18 protein-coding genes and 1 pseudogene are annotated in these 17,783 nt (G+C 73.5%); 14 read left to right on the forward strand and 5 right to left on the reverse strand.

The window, feature by feature from the left end:
* Nucleotides 1–66: 66 nt before the first annotated feature.
* On the reverse strand, nt 67–339 hold the full coding sequence (locus ACFC1T_RS08570) for a DUF6343 family protein (RefSeq protein WP_375885263.1): 273 nt from the start codon (nt 337–339) through the stop codon (nt 67–69).
* A 77-nt stretch (nt 340–416) separates the two neighbouring features.
* On the opposite strand from ACFC1T_RS08570, the gene ACFC1T_RS08575 reads away from it, so the two are divergent.
* The gene (locus tag ACFC1T_RS08575) at nt 417–635 is read left to right on the forward strand and encodes an I78 family peptidase inhibitor (protein ID WP_375885266.1); all 219 of its coding nucleotides are present in this window, start codon (nt 417–419) and stop codon (nt 633–635) included.
* A 40-nt stretch (nt 636–675) separates the two neighbouring features.
* Here ACFC1T_RS08575 and ACFC1T_RS08580 read toward each other — a convergent pair whose 3' ends face one another.
* Together ACFC1T_RS08580 and fabG are read right to left on the reverse strand one after the other, a co-directional pair.
* The gene (locus tag ACFC1T_RS08580; protein ID WP_375885269.1) at nt 676–1,434 is read right to left on the reverse strand and encodes a phosphatase PAP2 family protein; all 759 of its coding nucleotides are present in this window, start codon (nt 1,432–1,434) and stop codon (nt 676–678) included.
* Nucleotides 1,435–1,665: 231 nt separating this feature from the next.
* Nucleotides 1,666–2,433: a 3-oxoacyl-ACP reductase FabG gene (gene fabG, locus ACFC1T_RS08585; protein ID WP_375885272.1), complete on the reverse strand. Its 768-nt coding sequence runs from the start codon at nt 2,431–2,433 to the stop codon at nt 1,666–1,668.
* Between the two features lie 402 nt (nt 2,434–2,835).
* Here fabG and ACFC1T_RS08590 point away from each other — a divergent pair, with 402 nt between their 5' ends.
* Nucleotides 2,836–3,702: a MarR family winged helix-turn-helix transcriptional regulator gene (locus ACFC1T_RS08590; RefSeq protein WP_375885276.1), complete on the forward strand. Its 867-nt coding sequence runs from the start codon at nt 2,836–2,838 to the stop codon at nt 3,700–3,702.
* A 220-nt stretch (nt 3,703–3,922) separates the two neighbouring features.
* Here the strand turns inward: ACFC1T_RS08590 and ACFC1T_RS08595 are convergent, their stop codons facing one another.
* The gene (locus ACFC1T_RS08595; RefSeq protein WP_375885279.1) at nt 3,923–4,786 is read right to left on the reverse strand and encodes an aldo/keto reductase; all 864 of its coding nucleotides are present in this window, start codon (nt 4,784–4,786) and stop codon (nt 3,923–3,925) included.
* 452 nt (nt 4,787–5,238) lie between these two features.
* Here ACFC1T_RS08595 and ACFC1T_RS08600 point away from each other — a divergent pair, with 452 nt between their 5' ends.
* From ACFC1T_RS08600 to ACFC1T_RS08655, 12 genes are all read left to right on the forward strand, one after another.
* On the forward strand, nt 5,239–7,017 hold the full coding sequence (locus ACFC1T_RS08600; RefSeq protein WP_375885280.1) for an ABC transporter transmembrane domain-containing protein: 1,779 nt from the start codon (nt 5,239–5,241) through the stop codon (nt 7,015–7,017).
* Between the two features lie 43 nt (nt 7,018–7,060).
* Nucleotides 7,061–8,839, forward strand: coding sequence for an ABC transporter ATP-binding protein (locus ACFC1T_RS08605; protein WP_375885282.1), 1,779 nt, complete (start codon nt 7,061–7,063; stop codon nt 8,837–8,839).
* A gap of 128 nt (nt 8,840–8,967) precedes the next feature.
* On the forward strand, nt 8,968–9,213 hold the full coding sequence (locus tag ACFC1T_RS08610) for a LapA family protein (RefSeq protein ID WP_375885285.1): 246 nt from the start codon (nt 8,968–8,970) through the stop codon (nt 9,211–9,213).
* A gap of 47 nt (nt 9,214–9,260) precedes the next feature.
* Nucleotides 9,261–9,989 carry an amino acid ABC transporter ATP-binding protein gene (locus tag ACFC1T_RS08615; protein WP_375885320.1) on the forward strand — a complete coding sequence of 243 codons (729 nt, stop codon included), beginning with the start codon at nt 9,261–9,263 and terminating at the stop codon, nt 9,987–9,989.
* Between the two features lie 10 nt (nt 9,990–9,999).
* A complete protein-coding gene (locus ACFC1T_RS08620) occupies nt 10,000–10,923 on the forward strand; it encodes a glutamate ABC transporter substrate-binding protein (protein ID WP_375885286.1) in 924 nt (307 codons plus the stop codon).
* A 12-nt stretch (nt 10,924–10,935) separates the two neighbouring features.
* Complete coding sequence (locus tag ACFC1T_RS08625) at nt 10,936–11,580, forward strand: amino acid ABC transporter permease (protein ID WP_375885288.1); 645 nt, start codon at nt 10,936–10,938, stop codon at nt 11,578–11,580.
* Entirely contained in the window at nt 11,577–12,443 is an 867-nt protein-coding gene (locus ACFC1T_RS08630) for an amino acid ABC transporter permease (RefSeq protein ID WP_375885290.1), read from the forward strand. Before ACFC1T_RS08625 ends, ACFC1T_RS08630 begins: the two co-directional genes overlap by 4 nt.
* Before the next feature lie 142 nt (nt 12,444–12,585).
* Nucleotides 12,586–13,491 carry a LysR family transcriptional regulator gene (locus ACFC1T_RS08635; protein WP_360238866.1) on the forward strand — a complete coding sequence of 302 codons (906 nt, stop codon included), beginning with the start codon at nt 12,586–12,588 and terminating at the stop codon, nt 13,489–13,491.
* Nucleotides 13,492–13,601: 110 nt separating this feature from the next.
* Nucleotides 13,602–14,183 carry a cysteine dioxygenase gene (locus ACFC1T_RS08640; RefSeq protein WP_375885293.1) on the forward strand — a complete coding sequence of 194 codons (582 nt, stop codon included), beginning with the start codon at nt 13,602–13,604 and terminating at the stop codon, nt 14,181–14,183.
* An 8-nt stretch (nt 14,184–14,191) separates the two neighbouring features.
* A complete protein-coding gene (locus ACFC1T_RS08645) occupies nt 14,192–15,265 on the forward strand; it encodes a YeiH family protein (protein WP_375885296.1) in 1,074 nt (357 codons plus the stop codon).
* 165 nt (nt 15,266–15,430) lie between these two features.
* Entirely contained in the window at nt 15,431–16,141 is a 711-nt protein-coding gene (locus ACFC1T_RS08650; RefSeq protein ID WP_375885298.1) for a spermidine synthase, read from the forward strand.
* 107 nt (nt 16,142–16,248) lie between these two features.
* Nucleotides 16,249–17,268, forward strand: a complete 1,020-nt coding sequence (locus ACFC1T_RS08655) for a TetR/AcrR family transcriptional regulator C-terminal domain-containing protein (RefSeq protein ID WP_375885323.1) — start codon at nt 16,249–16,251, stop codon at nt 17,266–17,268.
* Nucleotides 17,269–17,332: 64 nt separating this feature from the next.
* On the opposite strand, the pseudogene ACFC1T_RS08660 reads toward ACFC1T_RS08655, so the two are convergent.
* A pseudogene (locus tag ACFC1T_RS08660) lies at nt 17,333–17,783 on the reverse strand (hypothetical protein); the annotation flags it as partial.

Below are 17,783 nucleotides of genomic sequence, written 5' to 3' on the forward strand. Positions count from 1 at the left end.
CTCCCGCCCGCGGCTCGGAGCGGGAAGTCGGCCCGGCCGGCTTCCCACTCCGTGGGAGACACCGCGTCAGAGTTCGGTCCGGCGGCGCCGGACGACCACCACGAGATCGACGACGGCGAACAGGGTGAGCAGCCCGAGGGCGACGGCGAAGCCGGTCAGGGTGCCCCGGCTGGGGGCGCCGTCCACCGGGGAGGAGGCCGCCCAGTACGCGAAGCCGGCCGTCCCCAGGGCGAACAGCGGGGTGAAGGTCAGCGACAGCAGGTAGCGGAGCTTGAGGTCGCTGCGGGCGGTGGCCGGCTCGGTGCCGCTGCGCCACCGCCGCGGCGTCGTGGCACGCATGCGCGTTCACCTCCGGGCCGCGCGGGTGGGGGCTACGATTCCAGCGTACGTCCGAGGGGGAGAGCCGGGGAGGCGCTGTGACGGGTGCGGACGCCGTGGGGGCGGGCACGACGGGGGAGGACGCCGAGGGCTACGCGGGGCTGCGGATCGAGCGGGCCCGGGAGCTGGCCCGGCGGCACGGCTGGGCCTCGGTCCGGGTGCTGGAACCGGGGCAGCTGATGACCATGGAGTACCGGGAGGGGCGGCTGAACCTCGCGGTGCGGGACGGTGTGGTGGAGCGCAGCTGGGAGGGGTAGCGCCCGCTCGCGGCGTCGTCGTCGTCGGTGGTGGCGGGGTTCAGCGTGCGAACCGGCGGTGCAGCCGTTGTTCGGCCACCGCGAGCAGCGGCTCCAGCAGGGGCAGGGAGAGCAGCACCAGCAGCCCGGCGGCCCAGCCGGCCAGCACGTCGGAGACCCAGTGGGTGCCCAGGTAGACGGTGGTCAGGCCGATCGAGCAGGCGGTGGCGGCGGCGATCAGCGCGCCGGTGCGCTGCCAGCGGACCGCGAGGTAGGCGAGCACGCCCCAGGTCACCACGGCGTTGGCGGTGTGGCCGGAGGGGAAGATGGTGCCGCCGGAGAACAGCTCGGGGGAGCCGACGTACTGGGCGTAGTGCGGTCCGAGCCGGCCGGTGAGGATCTTGACGGCGCCGACCGTGATGTTGAGGAGCAGCAGGGCGACGCCCATCACCAGCAGCGGGCGCAGCCGTCCGAGGCGGTGGGCGCGCCAGAGCAGCCAGGCGAACGCGGCGATGGCGCTGGGTCCGCGCTGCCCGGCGATCACCCAGGTGTCGAGCAGCGGCTCCAGGCTGGGCCACCGCTCGTACGGGCGGAGCAGGCGCACCGACCAGTCGAGGTCGACCAGGTCGGTGTTGAGCAGGACGCCGGCCAGGACGAGCAGGTAGGCGGCGAGGGTGGCGGCGAACAGGGCGGCCCGGCGGCGGCTCATCGGTGGCCAGCCGGGCTCGCCGCGGTCGGGGCGGGGGAGCTCCCGGCGGTCGGCGGTGCGGCGATCCGGCCCCTGTCGCGGAATGCGAGCGGCGGTACTTCTGGATTGCACGGGGTGACCATACCCATCTGGGCGAGGCCATTCCTGAGGGAATTGTCATTTTCCCGGGAAATCGACAATTGGGGCTGCCCCGGGCGACCCGGGGAGTGATTTCCGCTATTCCTGGATCGAATGCCCGTGTGGTCTTCGAATGATTCTGCAAAAGCCCCGGTAAAGAAAACGGAGTGGGCGGCCGGTTCGACCGGCTTCCCACTCCGTGGTAACCCTGTGTAGGTTCAGTGCTCAGTCGAGGGGGCCGCCCGCGACGTAGATCACCTGGCCGGAGACGAAGCCGGCGGCCTCGCCGGCGAGGAAGGAGATGGTGTTGGCGACGTCCTCGGGCTCTCCGACGCGCTGGACCGGGATCTGGGAGGCCGCGGCCCGCTTGAAGTCCTCGAAGTCCATGCCGACCCGGGCGGCGGTGGCCGCCGTCATGTCCGTGGCGATGAAGCCGGGGGCCACCGCGTTGGCCGTGATGCCGAACTTGCCCAGCTCGATGGCCAAAGTCTTGGTGAAGCCCTGGAGGCCGGCCTTGGCGGTCGAGTAGTTGGCCTGGCCGCGGTTGCCCTGGGCGGAGGAGGAGGACAGGTTGACGATGCGGCCGAAGCCGGCGTCCACCATGTGCTTCTGCACCGCGCGGGTCATCAGGAAGGCGCCGCGGAGGTGGACGTTCATGACCGTGTCCCAGTCGGACTCGGACATCTTGAAGAGCAGGTTGTCGCGGAGCACCCCCGCGTTGTTGACCAGCACGACGGGGGCGCCGAGCTCGGCGGCCACGCGGTCGACGGCGGCCTGGACCTGCTCGGCGTCCGCGACGTCGGCGCCGACGGCCAGCGCGCGCCCGCCGGCGGCGGTGATCCGGTCGACGGTGTCCTTGCCGGAGGCCTCGTCCAGGTCCAGGACGGCCACCGCGTAGCCGTCGGCGGCCAGTCGGACGGCCGTGGCGGCGCCGAGGCCGCGGGCGGCGCCGGTGACGACCGCCACCCGGGTGGCGGTGCTCTGCTCGGTCATGCTCGCTCTCGTCTCTCTCGGGGTGCCTCCGGGGGAGTGGCCCCGGGGAGGGTGCCCATACCCTACCGGCGGGTAGGGGAGGCGGCCAGGGTGGAGAGGCGCAGGTGACGGTCGGTAAGGACCGACCGGTCGGCTTTCTGCTGAGAACGGGTTACTGCAAGGGTGTGGCAGCGCGTAAATATGCCAATGTTGCCGAACCTGCGTCTACTATCCGCCCCTGCCTGCCAGCAAGGGCCTGCCGTTTGTATAGTGTCCGCCAGCAGCCACCGGCTGCACGGCTGGAGCGCCCTCCCTCATAGCTGGACGCCCACTCGCCGTTACTGCCCCACCCGGGTGTCCCACACACACCGGGTGTGACATCGGGACGGATACATGGTGCTGGGGGAGATCCCGACAACCCGCGTGTCCGCGCGACTGCAGCAGTCGCCCGGACACCTCATTCGCGTTGCACAGCAGGTTCACACCCGTCTGTGGTCCGAGCACGTCGGAGCCGATCTCACGGCTCCGCAGTTCGCGGTCCTGCTGGTCCTCGCCCTCGAACCGGGCGCGGACCAGCGGACCGTCGGCGAGCGAGCCTCGCTGGACAAGGCCACGATGGCGGAGATGGTCGCGCGGCTGGTCCGCCGCGGCCTCGTGCTGCGACGGCGCGACCCGGCCGACGGCCGGCGCAAACTGCTCGCCCTCTCGCAGAGCGGCGCCCAGGCGGTGCGCGAGGCCACCGGAGGTGTGGTCCGCGTCCAGCGGGTGCTGTTCGAGCCGCTCACGCCGGACGAGCAGGTCGAAATCGTCCGGGTGATGGCCAAGATAGCCAGGCTGGAACCCGCGGCCGTGGCCGTCTTCACCGACGCGCGGCCGATACTGGACGCCCAGCGGGCGATCGGCTACCTGATCAGGGTCGGCCAGCAGGTGCACACCAAGCTCTGGTCGGAGCACGTCGGCGCGGACCTGACGGCCCCGCAGTACGCCGTGCTGGACGCGCTGGAGCTGGAGCCGGGCGCGGACCAGCGCACGGTCGGCGAGCTGGCCTCGCTGGACAAGGCCACGATGGCCGAGATGGTCAGCCGGCTGGTGCGCCGCGGTCTGGTGCAGCGCCGGCGCGACCCCTCGGACGGGCGGCGCAACCTGCTCTCGCTCTCACCGGCGGGTCAGGACCTGCTGCACCGCTCGGCCGCCGGAGTGGCCGAAGTCCAGCGCTTGCTGCTCGCTTCGCTCGCGGAGGAGGAGCACGCGACGGCGCTCGCGCTCATCGCCAAGGCGGCCAGGCTCTAGCCCAAGCTTTGGTAACAACAGCCAAAACGATTCACCAAGTCTCCTGAGGCCCACGGCCGTCGGTAGCGACCGATGGTCGGGGTCGGTGAATCCGGGCACGCCGAAGTACCGCTCGTCCCTCTCCGGAATGAGCGGTACTTCGATATGACCGACAGTCAGGATCGCTGTCGTCGTTGTCGGGGGCGCCGGGCCTGGTCGGCCGGCGCCCCCGCGGCGCCCGTCAGTTCCAGTCGAACTCCTGCGGGTCCGGGCCGATCCGCTTGCCGGTGGCCACGCCCGCGATCGCCGCGAGGTCCTCGGCGTCCAGCTCGAAGCCGGTGACGTCCAGGTTCTCCCGGATGCGGGACGGGGTGACCGACTTCGGGATGGCGATCACGCCGCTCTGCAGGTGCCAGCGGAGCACCACCTGGGCGACCGTGCGGCCGTGCTTCCCGGCGATCTCCACCAGCGCCGGCTCGGCCAGCAGCTCCCCGCCCTGGCCCAGCGGGCTCCACGCCTCGGTGGCGATGCCGTGCTCGGCGTGGAAGGCGCGCAGCTCCTCCTGCGGGAAGTACGGGTGCAGCTCGACCTGGTTCAGCACCGGGACGACCGAGGCCTCGTCCAGCAGGCGGGTCAGCTGCTCCTGGCCGAAGTTGGAGACGCCGATCGACTTGACCCGGCCGCCCTCCTTCAACTGCTCCAGGGCCTTCCAGACGTTCAGGAAGGTGCCGTGCATCGGGCGCGGCCAGTGGATCAGGTACAGGTCGAGGTAGTCGAGCCCGAGCTTGTCCAGCGAGGCGTCGAACTCGCGCAGCACCGCGTCGCGGCCCTGCTCGCCCGACCAGTCGCGGGTGCCCGAGTTCCACAGCTTGGTGGTGACGTAGAGGTCCTCGCGGGCCAGGCCGCCCGCCAGTGCCTCGGTGACGGCCGCGCCGGTGCCGGCCTCGTTCTCGTAGATCGCCGCGGTGTCGATCGAGCGGTAGCCCGCCGCGATCGCCTCGCGCACGGCGGGGGTCGCCCGGGCGTCCTCGACCTGCCACACGCCGAAGCCGAGCTGGGGGATCTGAGCGCCGTCGTTCAGGGTGACGCTGGGGATGTTGCTCACGGGAAGGGGTGCCTTCCTGGTCGTCCGTTGTTTCCAGAGGGGGCAACCGGTGCCCCGGCACGATTGTTCCCGCCGTTCGGGCGAATCTTTGGGGAAGCTTTACGACGGCGTGGCGTGCGCCGGGCCCGTGCCACGGGGGTGCGCGCCAGGGCGTGCGGCGGGCGTGCGGCGGGGGCGGCGGAAAACCTGTTGCGTGGATCACAGTGGGCTTGGCAGGCTCGCGGACATGACCTCCTGAGATCCGGGTCCTTCGTACCCATGCGCTGCCCGTCCGGCCGCCCGCCGCCGGACGCGCCGATGTCGCCGCGCCGTCGCGCCGCGCCTCCGGGTGTCCGTTCCCGCGCGACCGCGGGCCGCCCGTGCCTCCCGCACCTCCCGTACTCCCGCGCCCCGCGCACGTCTTGCACACCTCGCACCATCCGCACCCCTCGCACCCCTCGCATCGGAGTGTCATGCCGCTCACCCCACTGCCGCTGGCCGACCCCGGCAGTCCCGACCTCTCCTCGCCCCTGGCCTTCCTGCGCTGGCTGCAGCGCGCCCAGCGGCGCGGGCAGGTCCGTGCCACCTGCTGGGCGCTGATCGAGATGGGCGCCCAGGCCGCCCTGCCGGTGCCGCTCGGGCGCGGCGTCCAGGCCGCCGTCGACGGTGACGCCGGCGGGATCTGGCGGGCCGGCGCGCTGGCCCTGCTGCTGGCCGCCACCGCCTCGGTCGGCACCGTGCTGCTGCACCGGCAGGCGGTCTGGAACTGGATCCACGCCGCCTGCCACGTGCGGCAGTTGGTCGCCGGGCAGGCCTCGCACCTGGGTGCCGGGCTGTCCCGGCGGATCGCCACCGGCGAGGTGGTCGCGGTCGGCAGCGGGGACGTCGAGCGGATCGGCTGGTACGTCGAACTGGTCGCCCGGGTCCGGGCCGCGGTGATCGTCTGGCTGGCCGTCAGCGCGGTGGTGCTGGTGGTCGAACCGGTGCTCGGGATCGGGGTGCTGCTCGGCGTCCCGGTGCTGGCCGCCTCGGTGTGGCCGCTGATCGGGCCGTTCGAGCGGCGCTACACCGAGCAGCGCGAGCTCGGCGGCAAGGCGACCGAGCTGGCCGCCGACACGGTGGCCGGGCTGCGGGTGCTGCGCGGCATCGGCGGTGAGGACCTCTTCCTGGAGCGGTACCGGGCGGCCTCCCAGAAGGTCCGGGCGGCGGCCGTCCGCTCGGCCCGGCTGTGGTCGCTGATGCAGGCCCAACAGGTGCTGCTGCCCGGGCTGTTCGTGGTCGGGGTGACGTGGTACGGCGCCCGGCTGGCGGCCTCCGGCGAGCTCGGCGTGGGCACCCTGATCGGGGTGTACGGCGCGACCGCCTTCCTGGCCGCACCGCTGCGGATCCTGGGCGAGGCGGCGCACGCCTGGAGCGTCGCCCGGGTCTCCGCCGGGCGGGCCGTGCGGGTGCTCTCGCTCAGCCGGACCAGCGGCGGGGCCGACGGCGTGCTGACCGGTCCGGGCCGGTCCGACCTGCACGACCCGACCACCGGGCTGACCGTCCGGGCCGGCGAGCTGACCGCGGTGGTCTGCGGGGACCCGGACTTCGCCGGGGCGCTCGCCGAGCGGCTCGGCGGCCACGTCCCGCTGGCCGAGGGCGAGCGGGCCCTGCCCTCGGTGCGGCTCGGCGGCACCGAGCTGGACACCGTGCCGCTGGCCGAGGCCCGGGCGGCGGTGCTGGTCCACGACAAGGAGCCGGTGCTGCTCTCCGGCACGCTGGCCGAACTGCTGGACGTGCCCTCCTCCGGCCGGGTCCCGGTCGCGGACGCGCTCGCCGCGGCCCGCTCCGAGGACGTGCTGGAGGCGCTGGTGGACGGCTCGCCGGACTGCGCGGGCGACCCGATGCGGGCCCGGATCACCGAACGCGGGCGCTCGCTCTCCGGCGGGCAGCGCCAGCGGCTCGCCCTGGCCCGCGCGCTGCTGGCCGACCCGCCCGTCCTGGTGCTGGACGAGCCCACCAGCGCGGTGGACGCCCACACCGAGTCCCGGATCGCCGCCGGCCTACGGGACACCCGGGCCGGGCGCACCACCGTGGTGTTCGCCACCAGTCCGCTGCTGCTCGACCGGGCCGACCGGGTGGTGCTGCTGCGGGAGGGGCGGGTGGTGGCGGCCGGGCGGCACCGCGAACTGATGCGCACCGAGCCGGCCTACCGGGCCGTGGTCACCCGGGACGAGGAGGCCGCGCAGGTCGAGGAGGCCGCGCAGGTATGAGCACCGCCGTCAACCGTCCCATCCCGTACGCGAGGAGTACGTCATGAAGCCCCCCGTCCACCAGGAGCAGGGGCCGGTCACCACCCTGCCGGTCGGCTCCCCGGCCGCCGTGCGCGGCTACCTGGGGGTGCTGGCCCGGCGGCACCGGGGCGGGTTCGCCACGGTGGTGTCGCTGCACTCGGTGGCCACCCTGGCCGGGCTGGTCGGGCCCTGGGTGCTCGGCAACCTGGTCGAGTCGCTGGCCACCGGCACCGCCGGGGCCACCCTCGCGGTGGCGGTCGGCTGGTACCTGCTGGCGCTGGTCGTGCAGTCCGCGTTCACCGGCTGGTCGCGGCTGCGCGGCGCGGTGCTCGGCGAGCGGGTGCTGGCCGACCTGCGCGAGGACTTCCTGGTCCGCTCGGTCGCGCTGCCGACCGGCGTGCTGGAACGCGCCGGCACCGGGGACCTGGTCTCCCGCGGCACCACCGACATCGACCGGCTGGACAAGTCGGTGCGCGAGGCGGTGCCCGAACTCGCCGTCGCGGTGGTGTCCCTGCTGCTGGTGCTCGGCGCCCTGCTGGTCACCTCGCCGCTGCTCGCGCTGACCTCACTGGTCGGGCTGCCGCTGCTGCTGGCCAGCTCCCGCTGGTACTTCCGGCGCGCCCCGCAGTCCTACCGCAACGAGGCGGCCGGGTACGCGGCGGTCAGCAACGTGCTGGCCGAGACGGTGGACGCCGGGCGGACGGTCGAGACGCTGCGCCTGGGCGAGCAGCGGGTCCGGCTGACGGACCGCAAGCTGCGCGAGTGGCTGGCCTGGGAGCGCTACACCCTGTGGCTGCGCTCGGTCTGGTTCCCGACCATCGACGCCGTCTACACCTCGGCGGTGCTGGCCACCCTGGTGGTCGGCGGGCTGCTCACCCTCCGGGGTTGGCTCACCGTCGGCCAGTTGACCACCGGCGTGTTGTACGCGCAGATGCTCACCGGCCCGGTCGACCTGATCCTGCGCTGGTACGACGAACTGCAGATCGGGCAGGCCTCGTTGGCCCGGCTGGTCGGCGTGCACGAGGTGCCGGAGCACCAGGGCGACGAGTCGGCCCGCCCGGAGGGCCGCCGGGTCGAGGCCCGGGACGTCCGCTTCGGCTACCGGGAGGGCGCGGACGTGCTGCACGGGATCAGCCTGGACGTCGCCCCGGGCAGCCGGGTCGCGCTGGTCGGCCCGTCCGGGGCGGGCAAGTCCACCCTCGGGCGGCTGCTGGCCGGGATCTACGCGCCCGGCCGCGGCAGTGTCACCCTCGGCGGGGCGGCGCTGTCCCGGATGCCCGCGGAGCGGGTGCGGGCGGAGGTCGCCCTGGTCAACCAGGAGCACCACGTGTTCGTCGGCACCCTGCGGGACAACCTGCGGCTCGCCGCGCCCGAGGCGGACGACACCGGACTGCGGGCCGCGCTGGACGCGGTGGACGCCGGGGCCTGGGTGGACGCCCTCCCGGACGGCCTGGACACCGAGGTCGGCTCCGGCGGCACCGCGCTGACCGCGCCGCAGGCGCAGCAGCTCGCCCTGGCCCGGCTGGTGCTGGCGGATCCGCACACCCTGGTGCTGGACGAGGCCACCTCGCTGCTGGACCCGCGGGCCGCCCGGCACCTGGAGCGGTCGCTGTCCCGGGTGCTGGAGGGCCGTACGGTCATCGCGATCGCCCACCGGCTGCACACCGCGCACGACGCGGACGTGATCGCGGTGGTCGAGGGCGGGCGGATCAGCGAGTACGGCAGCCACCCGGAGCTGGTCGCGGCCGGCGGCCCGTACGCGGCGCTCTGGCGCTCCTGGCGGGACGAGCGCCAGCGGTAGGCGCGGGCGGGGGAGAGTGACGCGGGTTCGAAACCCGTACGGGGCCGGATTGCCCCGTGCGGGTTACTCCCTCGCCGGTAAGGGCGCGTAACCGGGCAAATCGTCAGCCCGGACAGCAGACTGCTCCGGTGACCAAGACTTCAGACGGCTCGTCCCGGCCTCAGCGCAGCGAGATCGGCGGGATCCCCACGCGGTACATCGGGATCGGCGTCATCGTGATCCTCGCGGTGTGGTTCCTGTTCGCCAACCTCGACAAGGTCAAGATCCAGTTCTGGGTGTTCACCGTGACCGCGCCGCTCTGGATCGCGCTGCTGGCGACGCTGCTCGCCGGCGGGGTGCTGGGCTGGCTGTTGAAGGGACGGCGCGGCCGGTGAGCACCGCCCCCGAACCGGCCCCGACCGGTTCCCCGGCCTTCACCCCGCTGATCGAGCTGCGCGGGGTCAACAAGCACTTCGGCGAGCTGCACGTGCTGCAGGACATCGAGCTGACGGTCGGTCGCGGCGAGGTCGTCGTGGTGATCGGACCGTCCGGCTCCGGGAAGTCCACGCTCTGCCGGGCGATCAACCGGCTGGAGCCGATCGAACGCGGCACCATCCTGATCGACGGGCAGCCCCTGCCCGCGGAGGGCAAGGGGCTGGCCCGGCTGCGCGCCGAGGTCGGCATGGTGTTCCAGTCCTTCAACCTGTTCGCGCACAAGACCGTGCTGCAGAACGTCTCGCTCGCCCAGATCAAGGTGCGCGGCCGGGCCAAGGCCGAGGCGGAGACCAAGTCCCGGGCGCTGCTGGAGCGGGTCGGGCTGGCGTCGCAGGCCGACAAGTACCCGGCCCAGCTCTCCGGCGGACAGCAGCAGCGGGTGGCGATCGCCCGGGCGCTGGCGATGGACCCCAAGGCGCTGCTGTTCGACGAGCCCACCTCGGCCCTCGACCCCGAGATGATCAACGAGGTGCTGGACGTGATGCGCCAGCTCGCCAGCGAGGGCATGACGATGGTCGTGGTCACCCACGAGATGGGCTTCGCCCGGGCGTCGGCGAACCGGGTGGTGTTCATGGCGGACGGCCGGATCGTCGAGGACCGCGCCCCGGAGGCCTTCTTCAACGCCCCCGAGAGCGAGCGCGCCCGGGACTTCCTGTCCAAGATCCTGAAGCACTGAGGGCGGCGCCGTGAACCGAAGGACGACGCCCGCCGCGCGGGTGCGCGCACGCCTGACCGCCGCGGCCCTGCTGCTCGCCGTGCTGGCGACCGGCTGCGGCAAGGCCGGCACCCCGCCCCCCAAGGGCCCCCAGCCCAGCGCGCTGCCCAGCTACCAGGTGCAGGACGCCGCCTCGATCACCGGCTCGTCGACCCTGGACGCCGCCCGCGGCCGGGGCCACCTGGTGGTCGGCGCCAAGGAGGACCAGCCGTACCTGGGCCAGAAGAACCCGGCCACCGGCGTGTACTCCGGCTTCGACATCGAGATCGCCAAGATGGTCGGAGCCTCGCTCGGCTTCCCGCCGGAGCGGATCCAGTTCAAGACCATCGCCTCGGCCAACCGCGAGACCGCGCTGCAGAACGGCCAGGTGGACTACTACGTCGGCACCTACACGATCAACGACAACCGGAAGAAGCTGGTCGGCTTCGCCGGGCCGTACTTCATCGCGGGGCAGTCGCTGCTGGTGCGCAAGAACGACAACAGCATCCACGGTCCGCAGGACCTGAACGGCAAGAAGGTCTGCTCGGCGGCCGGCTCGACGCCGTACCAGCGCATCCAGTCGCAGTACCCCAAGGCGCACCTGATCGGCTACGACACCTACTCGGCCTGCGTGGACAACCTGATCACCGGCCAGGTCGACGCCGTCACCACGGACAACGCGATCCTGCTGGGCTACGCGGCCAAGGTCCCGGACGAGCTCAAGGTGGTGGGCCCGCTGTTCTCCACCGAGCCGTACGGGATCGGCACGCCGAAGAACGACACCGTGCTGCGCGGGGCGCTGGACGACGCGCTGGCGCACCACGAGCAGAACGGCGACTGGAAGAAGGCCTTCGACGCGACCCTCGGGCTGTCCGGGGAACCCGCGCCCACCCCGCCGCCGATCGACCGGTACTGAGAGGGCCGCGCCGTGAAAACGCTGACCGACAACTGGTCGACCTACTGGGACGGCTTCCTCGGCACGCTCTCGCTGTTCGCGGTGAGCGCCGTGCTGTCACTGCTGCTGGGCGTGCTGATCGCGGGCTTCCGGGTCTCGCCCGTCCGGCCGCTGCGGGTGTTCGGGACGGTGTGGGTGACGCTGCTGCGCAACACGCCGCTGACCCTGCTGTTCTTCATCGTGGTGCTGGGCCTGCCCCGGTTCGACATCACGCTGCCCTTCTACACCTTCGCCGTGCTGGCGCTCGGCTGCTACACCTCGGCCTTCGTCTGCGAGGCGATGCGCTCGGGCATCAACACCGTGCCGCCCGGGCAGGGCGAGGCGGCCCGCAGCCTGGGGATGAGCTTCGGGCAGACGATGGGCCTGGTGGTGCTGCCGCAGGCGTACCGCTCGGTGGTGGCGCCGATCGGCAGCGTGATGATCGCGCTGGCGAAGAACACGGCGATCGCCGGTTCGTTCAGCGTGACCGAGCTGCTGGGCACCTACCGGACCATCAACGAGCTGGGCTACAGCATCGTCTGGACCTTCGTCTGGATCGCCGTCGGCTACCTGATCATCACCCTGGCCGTCAGTGCCGTCTTCAACCTGCTGGAACGACGAGTGGCGGTGTCCCGATGACCGTTGGAGCCTCGGCGCTGTACGACATCCCCGGCCCGAAGGCGCTGGCCCGGCACCGGCTGTACGGCGGGATCGCGCTGCTGCTGATCGCGGCGCTGATCGGCTGGATCGTCTACATGCTGTTCCACACCCACCAGTTCACCTACGCCAAGTGGGAGCCCTTCGAGTACCGGGGCGTGCAGGACCTGCTGCTGCGCGGGCTGGGCAACACCCTCCAGGCCTTCGGCTGGACGGCGCTGTTCGCGCTGCCCTTCGGCGCGCTGTTCGCGGCCGGGCGGCTGTCCGACCACCGGGTGGTGCGCTGGTTCTCCACGCTGGTGGTGGAGTTCTTCCGGGCCATGCCGCTGCTGGTGATGATCTTCTTCGTGTTCGTCGCCCTCAAGGTGCAGCCGCTCTGGGCGCTGGTGGCCGGGCTGGTGCTCTACAACGGCTCGGTGCTGGCCGAGGTGTTCCGGGCCGGCGTGCTCGCGGTGCCCAAGGGCCAGCGGGAGGCCGCGTACGCGCTGGGGATGCGCAAGACCCAGGTGATGACGTACGTGCTGGTGCCGCAGGCCAACCGGGCGATGCTGCCGGCGATCATCAGCCAGCTGGTGGTCGCGCTCAAGGACACCTCGCTCGGCTTCCTGATCACCTACGAGGAGTTCCTGCACGCGGGGAAGCTGATCGCCACGAACCTGGACTACGACCTGCCGTTCATCCCGGTGGTGATGGTGATCGCGCCGATCTACATCGGGATGTGCCTGCTGCTGTCCTGGCTCGCCCGCTGGGTCGAGCGGCGCAGCCGGCGCAGTCCGAGCGTGCGGGGCGGGGCACCGGTGGCCAAGGCGGGGGTGGCGATGGGGCTGCCGCCGTCGGCCCGCTGAGGACCCGGGCGGCCGCGCCGGTGGGACGGGCGGTTCGGGACTGAACCATAGGTGCCGAAGGGGTCGAGGCCTGGACCTCCAAATTCCTCTTATGATTGCGGAGGCAGGCGGCAGACGACCGGGCGGAGGGGCCATGGAGCCGGTGTTCGACTCGCGGCACATCAGGACGTTCCACGAAGTCGTCCGGGCCGGTTCCTACTCGGCCGCGGCCCGGGAACTCGGCTACACCCAGCCCGCGATCACCCAGCAGATGAAGGCCCTCGAACGCACCGTCGGCGTCCCGCTGTTCACCCGCGCCGGGCGCGGCCTGCGGCTCACCGAGGCCGGCGAGGCGCTCTCCCGGCACGCCGAGCTGATCCTCGGCAGCCTCTCCGCGGCCCAGCAGCAACTCGCCGCGCTCGCCCGGCTGCGCGCCGGGCGGGTCCGGGTCTGCGCGTTCCCCAGCGCCAACGCCACCCTGATACCCGAGGCGATGGCCCGGCTGCTCGCCGAGCACCCCGGCGTCCGGGTCGAGCTGCTGGAGGCCGAGCCGCCGGACTCCGTCCAGCGGCTGCTGCGCGGGGAGTGCGACATCGCGCTGGCCTTCCGCTACCCCGGCCAGGCTACCGAGCTGCCGGACGGACTGGACGAGATCCCGCTGATGGAGGACCTGCTCACGGTGCTGCTGCCGGTCGGGCACCCGCTCGGCCGCCGGCACGCCGTCCGGCTGGCCGACCTCGACGGCGAGCGCTGGATCGCCGGCTGTCCGCGCTGCCGGGCCAACCTGCTGCACGTCTGCGCGGAGGAGGGCTTCGCGCCCGACATCGTGTTCTCCACCGACGACAACCTGGCGGTGCAGAGCCTGGTCGCCGCCGGGGTGGGGATCGCGCTGATGCCCGCGCTGGTGCTCTCCTTCATGTGCCACCGCAAGGTCACCGGGCGGGCCGTCGAGCCGCACCTGCGGCGGCAGGTGAGCGCGTACGTGCTGCGCGAGCACCGGCGGATCCCGGCCACCGGACTGGTGCTGGACCACCTGCGGCAGGCGGCGGCGAGCCGGGTCGGCTGCTGACCGGGCGCCGCGGGCGCCGGCGGGCCAGGGGTAATCCATAAGCATGAGTAGGGGTGATGCTTAGAAACCCTCGTTGGACGTGATAGGTCGGGTGGCCCGAACCTGCTGGCATGACACCCCCAGCCACGGTCGGCAGCGACCGGCTCACCGAGCGGATGACCGCACTGGTCAGCGAGATCCGCGCCGTCGTGGACCGCGGACTGCCCCCCGAACTCACCGCGTACCTGGTCGGCGAACGCCTCGCCCCCCACCTGCTCGCCGCCCCCGACGGCCCCGACGCGCTGCTCACCCCCGCCCAGTGCGAGGGCGACCCGCAGCGCTACCGCCAGCACGTCGTGCACGCCGAGGCCGACGGCAGCTTCTCCGTCGTCGCCCTGGTCTGGCTGCCCGGCCAGCAGACCCCGATCCACGACCACGTCTCCTGGTGCGTGGCCGGCGTCCACCGGGGCCAGGAGAGCGAGACCCGCTACCGGCTGATCTCCGACGGGCGCACCTCCCGCCTGGTCGAGACCGAGCACGTGGCCGGCCCGGCCGGGACGGTCGCCGCCTTCGCCCCGCCCGGCGACATCCACCTGGTGCGCAACGCCTGCGGCACCACCGCCATCTCCATCCACGTGTACGGCGCGGACGTCTCCCGGCTCGGCACCAGCATCCGGCGGGTGTACCAGCTCCCCGCCGACCAGGAGCGGTGAGCGGCGGCGTGGCACTCACCCTCCGCGAGCGGGCCACCCGTACCCGCTCGCTCCCCCCGCTCGGCGGGGACGCCCCCGGTCTGCTGCTCGCGGCGGTCGGGGTGGCCGCCGCGATCGCCGTCCACGCGGCCGTCCCCGCCGTGCCCAAGCTCACCGCCGCCGTCGTGCTCGGCATGGCGGCGGCCCACCTGCCCGGGCTGCGCCCGGTGGTCCGCGGGGTCGCCCGGTCCGGGCTGTCGACGGCCGGGAAGCGGCTGATGCGGCTCGGGATCGTGCTGCTCGGACTCAAGCTCAGCCTGGACGACGTGCTCGGCCTCGGCTGGGCCACCGTCGCGATGGTGCTCACCGTGGTCGCCGCCACCTTCGCCGGCACGCTCTGGCTGGGCCGGCGGCTCGGGCTGCCCGGCGACCAGCCGCTGCTGGTCGCCACCGGGTACTCGATCTGCGGGGCCTCGGCGATCGGCGCGGTCAGCCAGGCCGCGGGCAGCGAGGAGGAGGACGTCGCCTCCTCGGTCGCGCTGGTCACCCTGTGCGGGACCCTGGCGATCGCCGTACTGCCCTTGCTGCAGCACCCGTTGGGGCTCGGCGAGATCGAGTTCGGGCGCTGGGTCGGGGCGAGCGTGCACGACGTCGGGCAGGTGGTCGCCACCGCGCAGACCGGTGGCCCCGGCGCGCTGCGCGAGGCCGTGCTGGTCAAGCTGATGCGGGTGGTGCTGCTGGCGCCGCTGGTCGCGGGCGTGGCCGTGACGGTGCGGCGCAACGCGCGCGCCGCGCGCCGGGCGGGCGCGGAGGGTGCGGACGGTGCGGCGAAGGCCGGCCGTCGGCCGCCGATCGTGCCGCTGTTCGTGGCGGGCTTCCTGGCGATGATCGTGCTGCGGACCACCGGGGTGCTGCCCGAGCGGGCCCTCACCCTGGCCGGGGACGCGCAGGAACTGCTGCTGGCCGCCGCGCTGTTCGGGCTCGGCAGTGCGGTGCACCTGCCGACCATGGCGAAGACCGGTGGGCGGATCGCGCTGCTCGGGCTCGGGTCCTGGGTGGTGGTCGCGGGGGTGTCGTACGCGGGGGTGCTGCTCACGACCTGAGCGACCTGGGCGACCTGGGCGGTGCGGGCGCGGCAGTCGTACGCGTGTCCCGCCGCCCACCGGCCCGGTTCGATCACTCGGTCCGGTGGGCGGGACTCGGTTATCGTCGGGCGGGGATCGCCCCCACGGGGCGAAGCGCGCCGCCGAGTCCGCCGAGGAGAAAGCATGACCACCGCACTGCCCGAACGGGACGCCCACGAGGCCGTCGTCACGCTCGACCGGCGGGAGGGTCCGTACGGCGAGGTGGTGCTGCGGCAGCGCGGCCGGCACTACGAGATCATCGCCAACGGCTGCTTCCTGATGGACACCGCGGACGGGCGCTCCGAACGGCTGCTGATCCAGGCGGCCTTGGACGAACTGGACCGCACCGGCGCCGGCCCGGCCGCGCCGTCGGTGCTGATCGGCGGACTCGGGGTCGGCTTCTCCCTCGCGTACGCGGCCGCCGAACCGCGCTGGGGGCGGATCGCCGTCGTCGAGCGGGAGAGCGCGATCATCGACTGGCACCGCTCCGGCCCGCTCGGCGGCTTCTCCGACGGCGCGCTGGACGACGCGCGGGTCTCGGTGATCCACACCGACCTGCTGGAGTACCTGGCCGCCGCCGACGGCGAGCGCTACGACGCGCTGTGCCTGGACATCGACAACGGGCCGGACTGGACCGTCACCGACTCCAACGCCGGGCTCTACGGGGCGGACGGGCTCGCGGTGCTGTGGCACCGGCTGCGGCCCGGCGGGGTGCTGGCGGTGTGGAGCGCCCAGCCCTCGACGGACTTCGAGGAGGCGCTGCGGGCCGCCGGGTTCTCGGACGTCGTGACCGAGGAGGTCCCGGTGAGCCGGGGCGTGCCGGACGTGGTGCACCTGGCGCGCCGGGCCGGCTGAACCCGGGCGCCGCGCAGGCCGGTCGGGACCGGACGGTCGGCGGCCGGCGCTGCTAGCGTGGGCGGCCGCGACGCGAGGGCGTGTCGGGTCGAGCGGGTGGTGGTGTGGTGGAGAGCGGGTCGCCTTCGGAGCGGATCACGGCCGAGCTCCGACGTCGGATCGCGGCGGGGGAGTTGCGGCCGGGCGCCCGGGTGCCCTCGACGCGGCGGATCGTGCAGGAGTGGGGCGTGGCGATGGCCACCGCGACCAAGGTGCTGAACCGCCTGCGCGAGGAGGGCCTGGTGCGGGCCGTCCCCGGGGTGGGGACGGTGGTGGCGGCCCGGCCGGCGGCTCCGACGGCTGCGCCCGCCGGGCGTCCGGCTCCGGCCGCGGGTCCTGCCGCCACTCCTGCCGTGGCGCCGGTCGCGACCCCGGCGCCGACGGGCGGGCGGCGGCGGGCGAAGGGCGGCGAGCGGGAGCTCGGCCGGGAGCGGATCGTCGCGGTGGCGGTGCAGGTGGCCGATGCCGAGGGGCTGGCGGCGCTGTCGATGCGTCGGATCGCGACCGAGCTGGGCGTGGCGACCATGTCGCTCTACCGCCATGTGCCCGGCAAGGACGAGCTGTTGCGGCTGATGCTGGACAAGGCCTTCGGCGAACAGCCGCTCCCCGGGGCACCGGCGCCGGACTGGCGGACGGGCCTGGACGAGATCGCGCGCCTGCAGTGGCGGATCTACCGGCGCCACCCGTGGCTGGCCTCCACCATGTCCTTCACCCGCCCGGTGCTGGCGCCCGACGCGGCGCTGCACACCGAGCGGTCGCTGGCGGCGCTGGCAGGGACGGGGCTGAGCCTGGCGGAGATGGCCCAGGCCTCGGTCAGTCTGGCGGCCTTCACCTGCGGGCTGGCGGTCCACTTCGAGCGGGAGGCGCAGGCCGAGCAGGACAGCGGGATGTCCGCGGACGAGTGGATGGACCGGCTGGACGACCGGGACCACGACCTGCTGATGACGGACCCGGAGCGGTTCCCGATGTTCGACGCGCTGAACCGGGGGCCGGAGATCGACATGGGCCTGGACGCGCTGTTCGAGTTCGGGCTGGCGCGGATGCTGGACGGGGTGGAGGCGCTGATCGCGGTGCGGGGGAGCGGCTGACGGCCGGCGGCCGGCGGCTTTCCGAGGCGGTGAACCGCACCGGAGGGCCGTCGGCCGTCGTCGGTCAGCCGAACGGCCGGTGCTCCGGCGCGGCGTCGTCCGCGGTGTCGGCTTCGGCCTCCGGTCCGTCCGTGGTGGGGGTGGTGCCGGAGATGCCGAAGGGGTCGAAGTCCGGCGGCGGGATCATCACCGGGGTGCCCTTGCGCGGGGCCGGAGCGGCCGCGGCGTCCGTCGCGGGGGCCGCCGTCGGTGTCGCCGCCGGGGCGGGCCGGGCCGGGATCAGCGGCGGGGCCGAGGGCGGCGGAGGGACGGCGGGGCCCTGGGCGGCGACGGTGGTGCCGAACGGGTCGGGCTTCGGCTCGGCGGCGATCGTGGTGCCGAACGGGTCCGGTGCCTGGGCGCCCCCGGCGGGCGGCGCGGCCGGTCCGTCCGTGGTGGGGGTGGTGCCGGAGATGCCGAAGGGGTCGAAGTCCGGCGGCGGGATCATCACCGGGGTGCCCTTGCGCGGGGCCGGA

It is taken from the genome of Kitasatospora sp. NPDC056076 (genome assembly GCF_042266305.1).
GTDB lineage: Bacteria > Actinomycetota > Actinomycetes > Streptomycetales > Streptomycetaceae > Kitasatospora.

Bases quoted from the DNA above. Each gene is read 5' to 3' on its own strand.
- ACFC1T_RS08570 (WP_375885263.1), bottom strand. From the start codon at position 339: ATGCGTGCCACGACGCCGCGGCGGTGGCGCAGCGGCACCGAGCCGGCC.
- fabG (WP_375885272.1), bottom strand. From the start codon at position 2,433: ATGACCGAGCAGAGCACCGCCACCCGGGTGGCGGTCGTCACCGGCGCC.
- ACFC1T_RS08600 (WP_375885280.1), top strand. From the start codon at position 5,239: ATGCCGCTCACCCCACTGCCGCTGGCCGACCCCGGCAGTCCCGACCTC.
- ACFC1T_RS08605 (WP_375885282.1), top strand. From the start codon at position 7,061: ATGAAGCCCCCCGTCCACCAGGAGCAGGGGCCGGTCACCACCCTGCCG.
- ACFC1T_RS08630 (WP_375885290.1), top strand. From the start codon at position 11,577: ATGACCGTTGGAGCCTCGGCGCTGTACGACATCCCCGGCCCGAAGGCG.
- ACFC1T_RS08640 (WP_375885293.1), top strand. From the start codon at position 13,602: ATGACACCCCCAGCCACGGTCGGCAGCGACCGGCTCACCGAGCGGATG.
- ACFC1T_RS08650 (WP_375885298.1), top strand. From the start codon at position 15,431: ATGACCACCGCACTGCCCGAACGGGACGCCCACGAGGCCGTCGTCACG.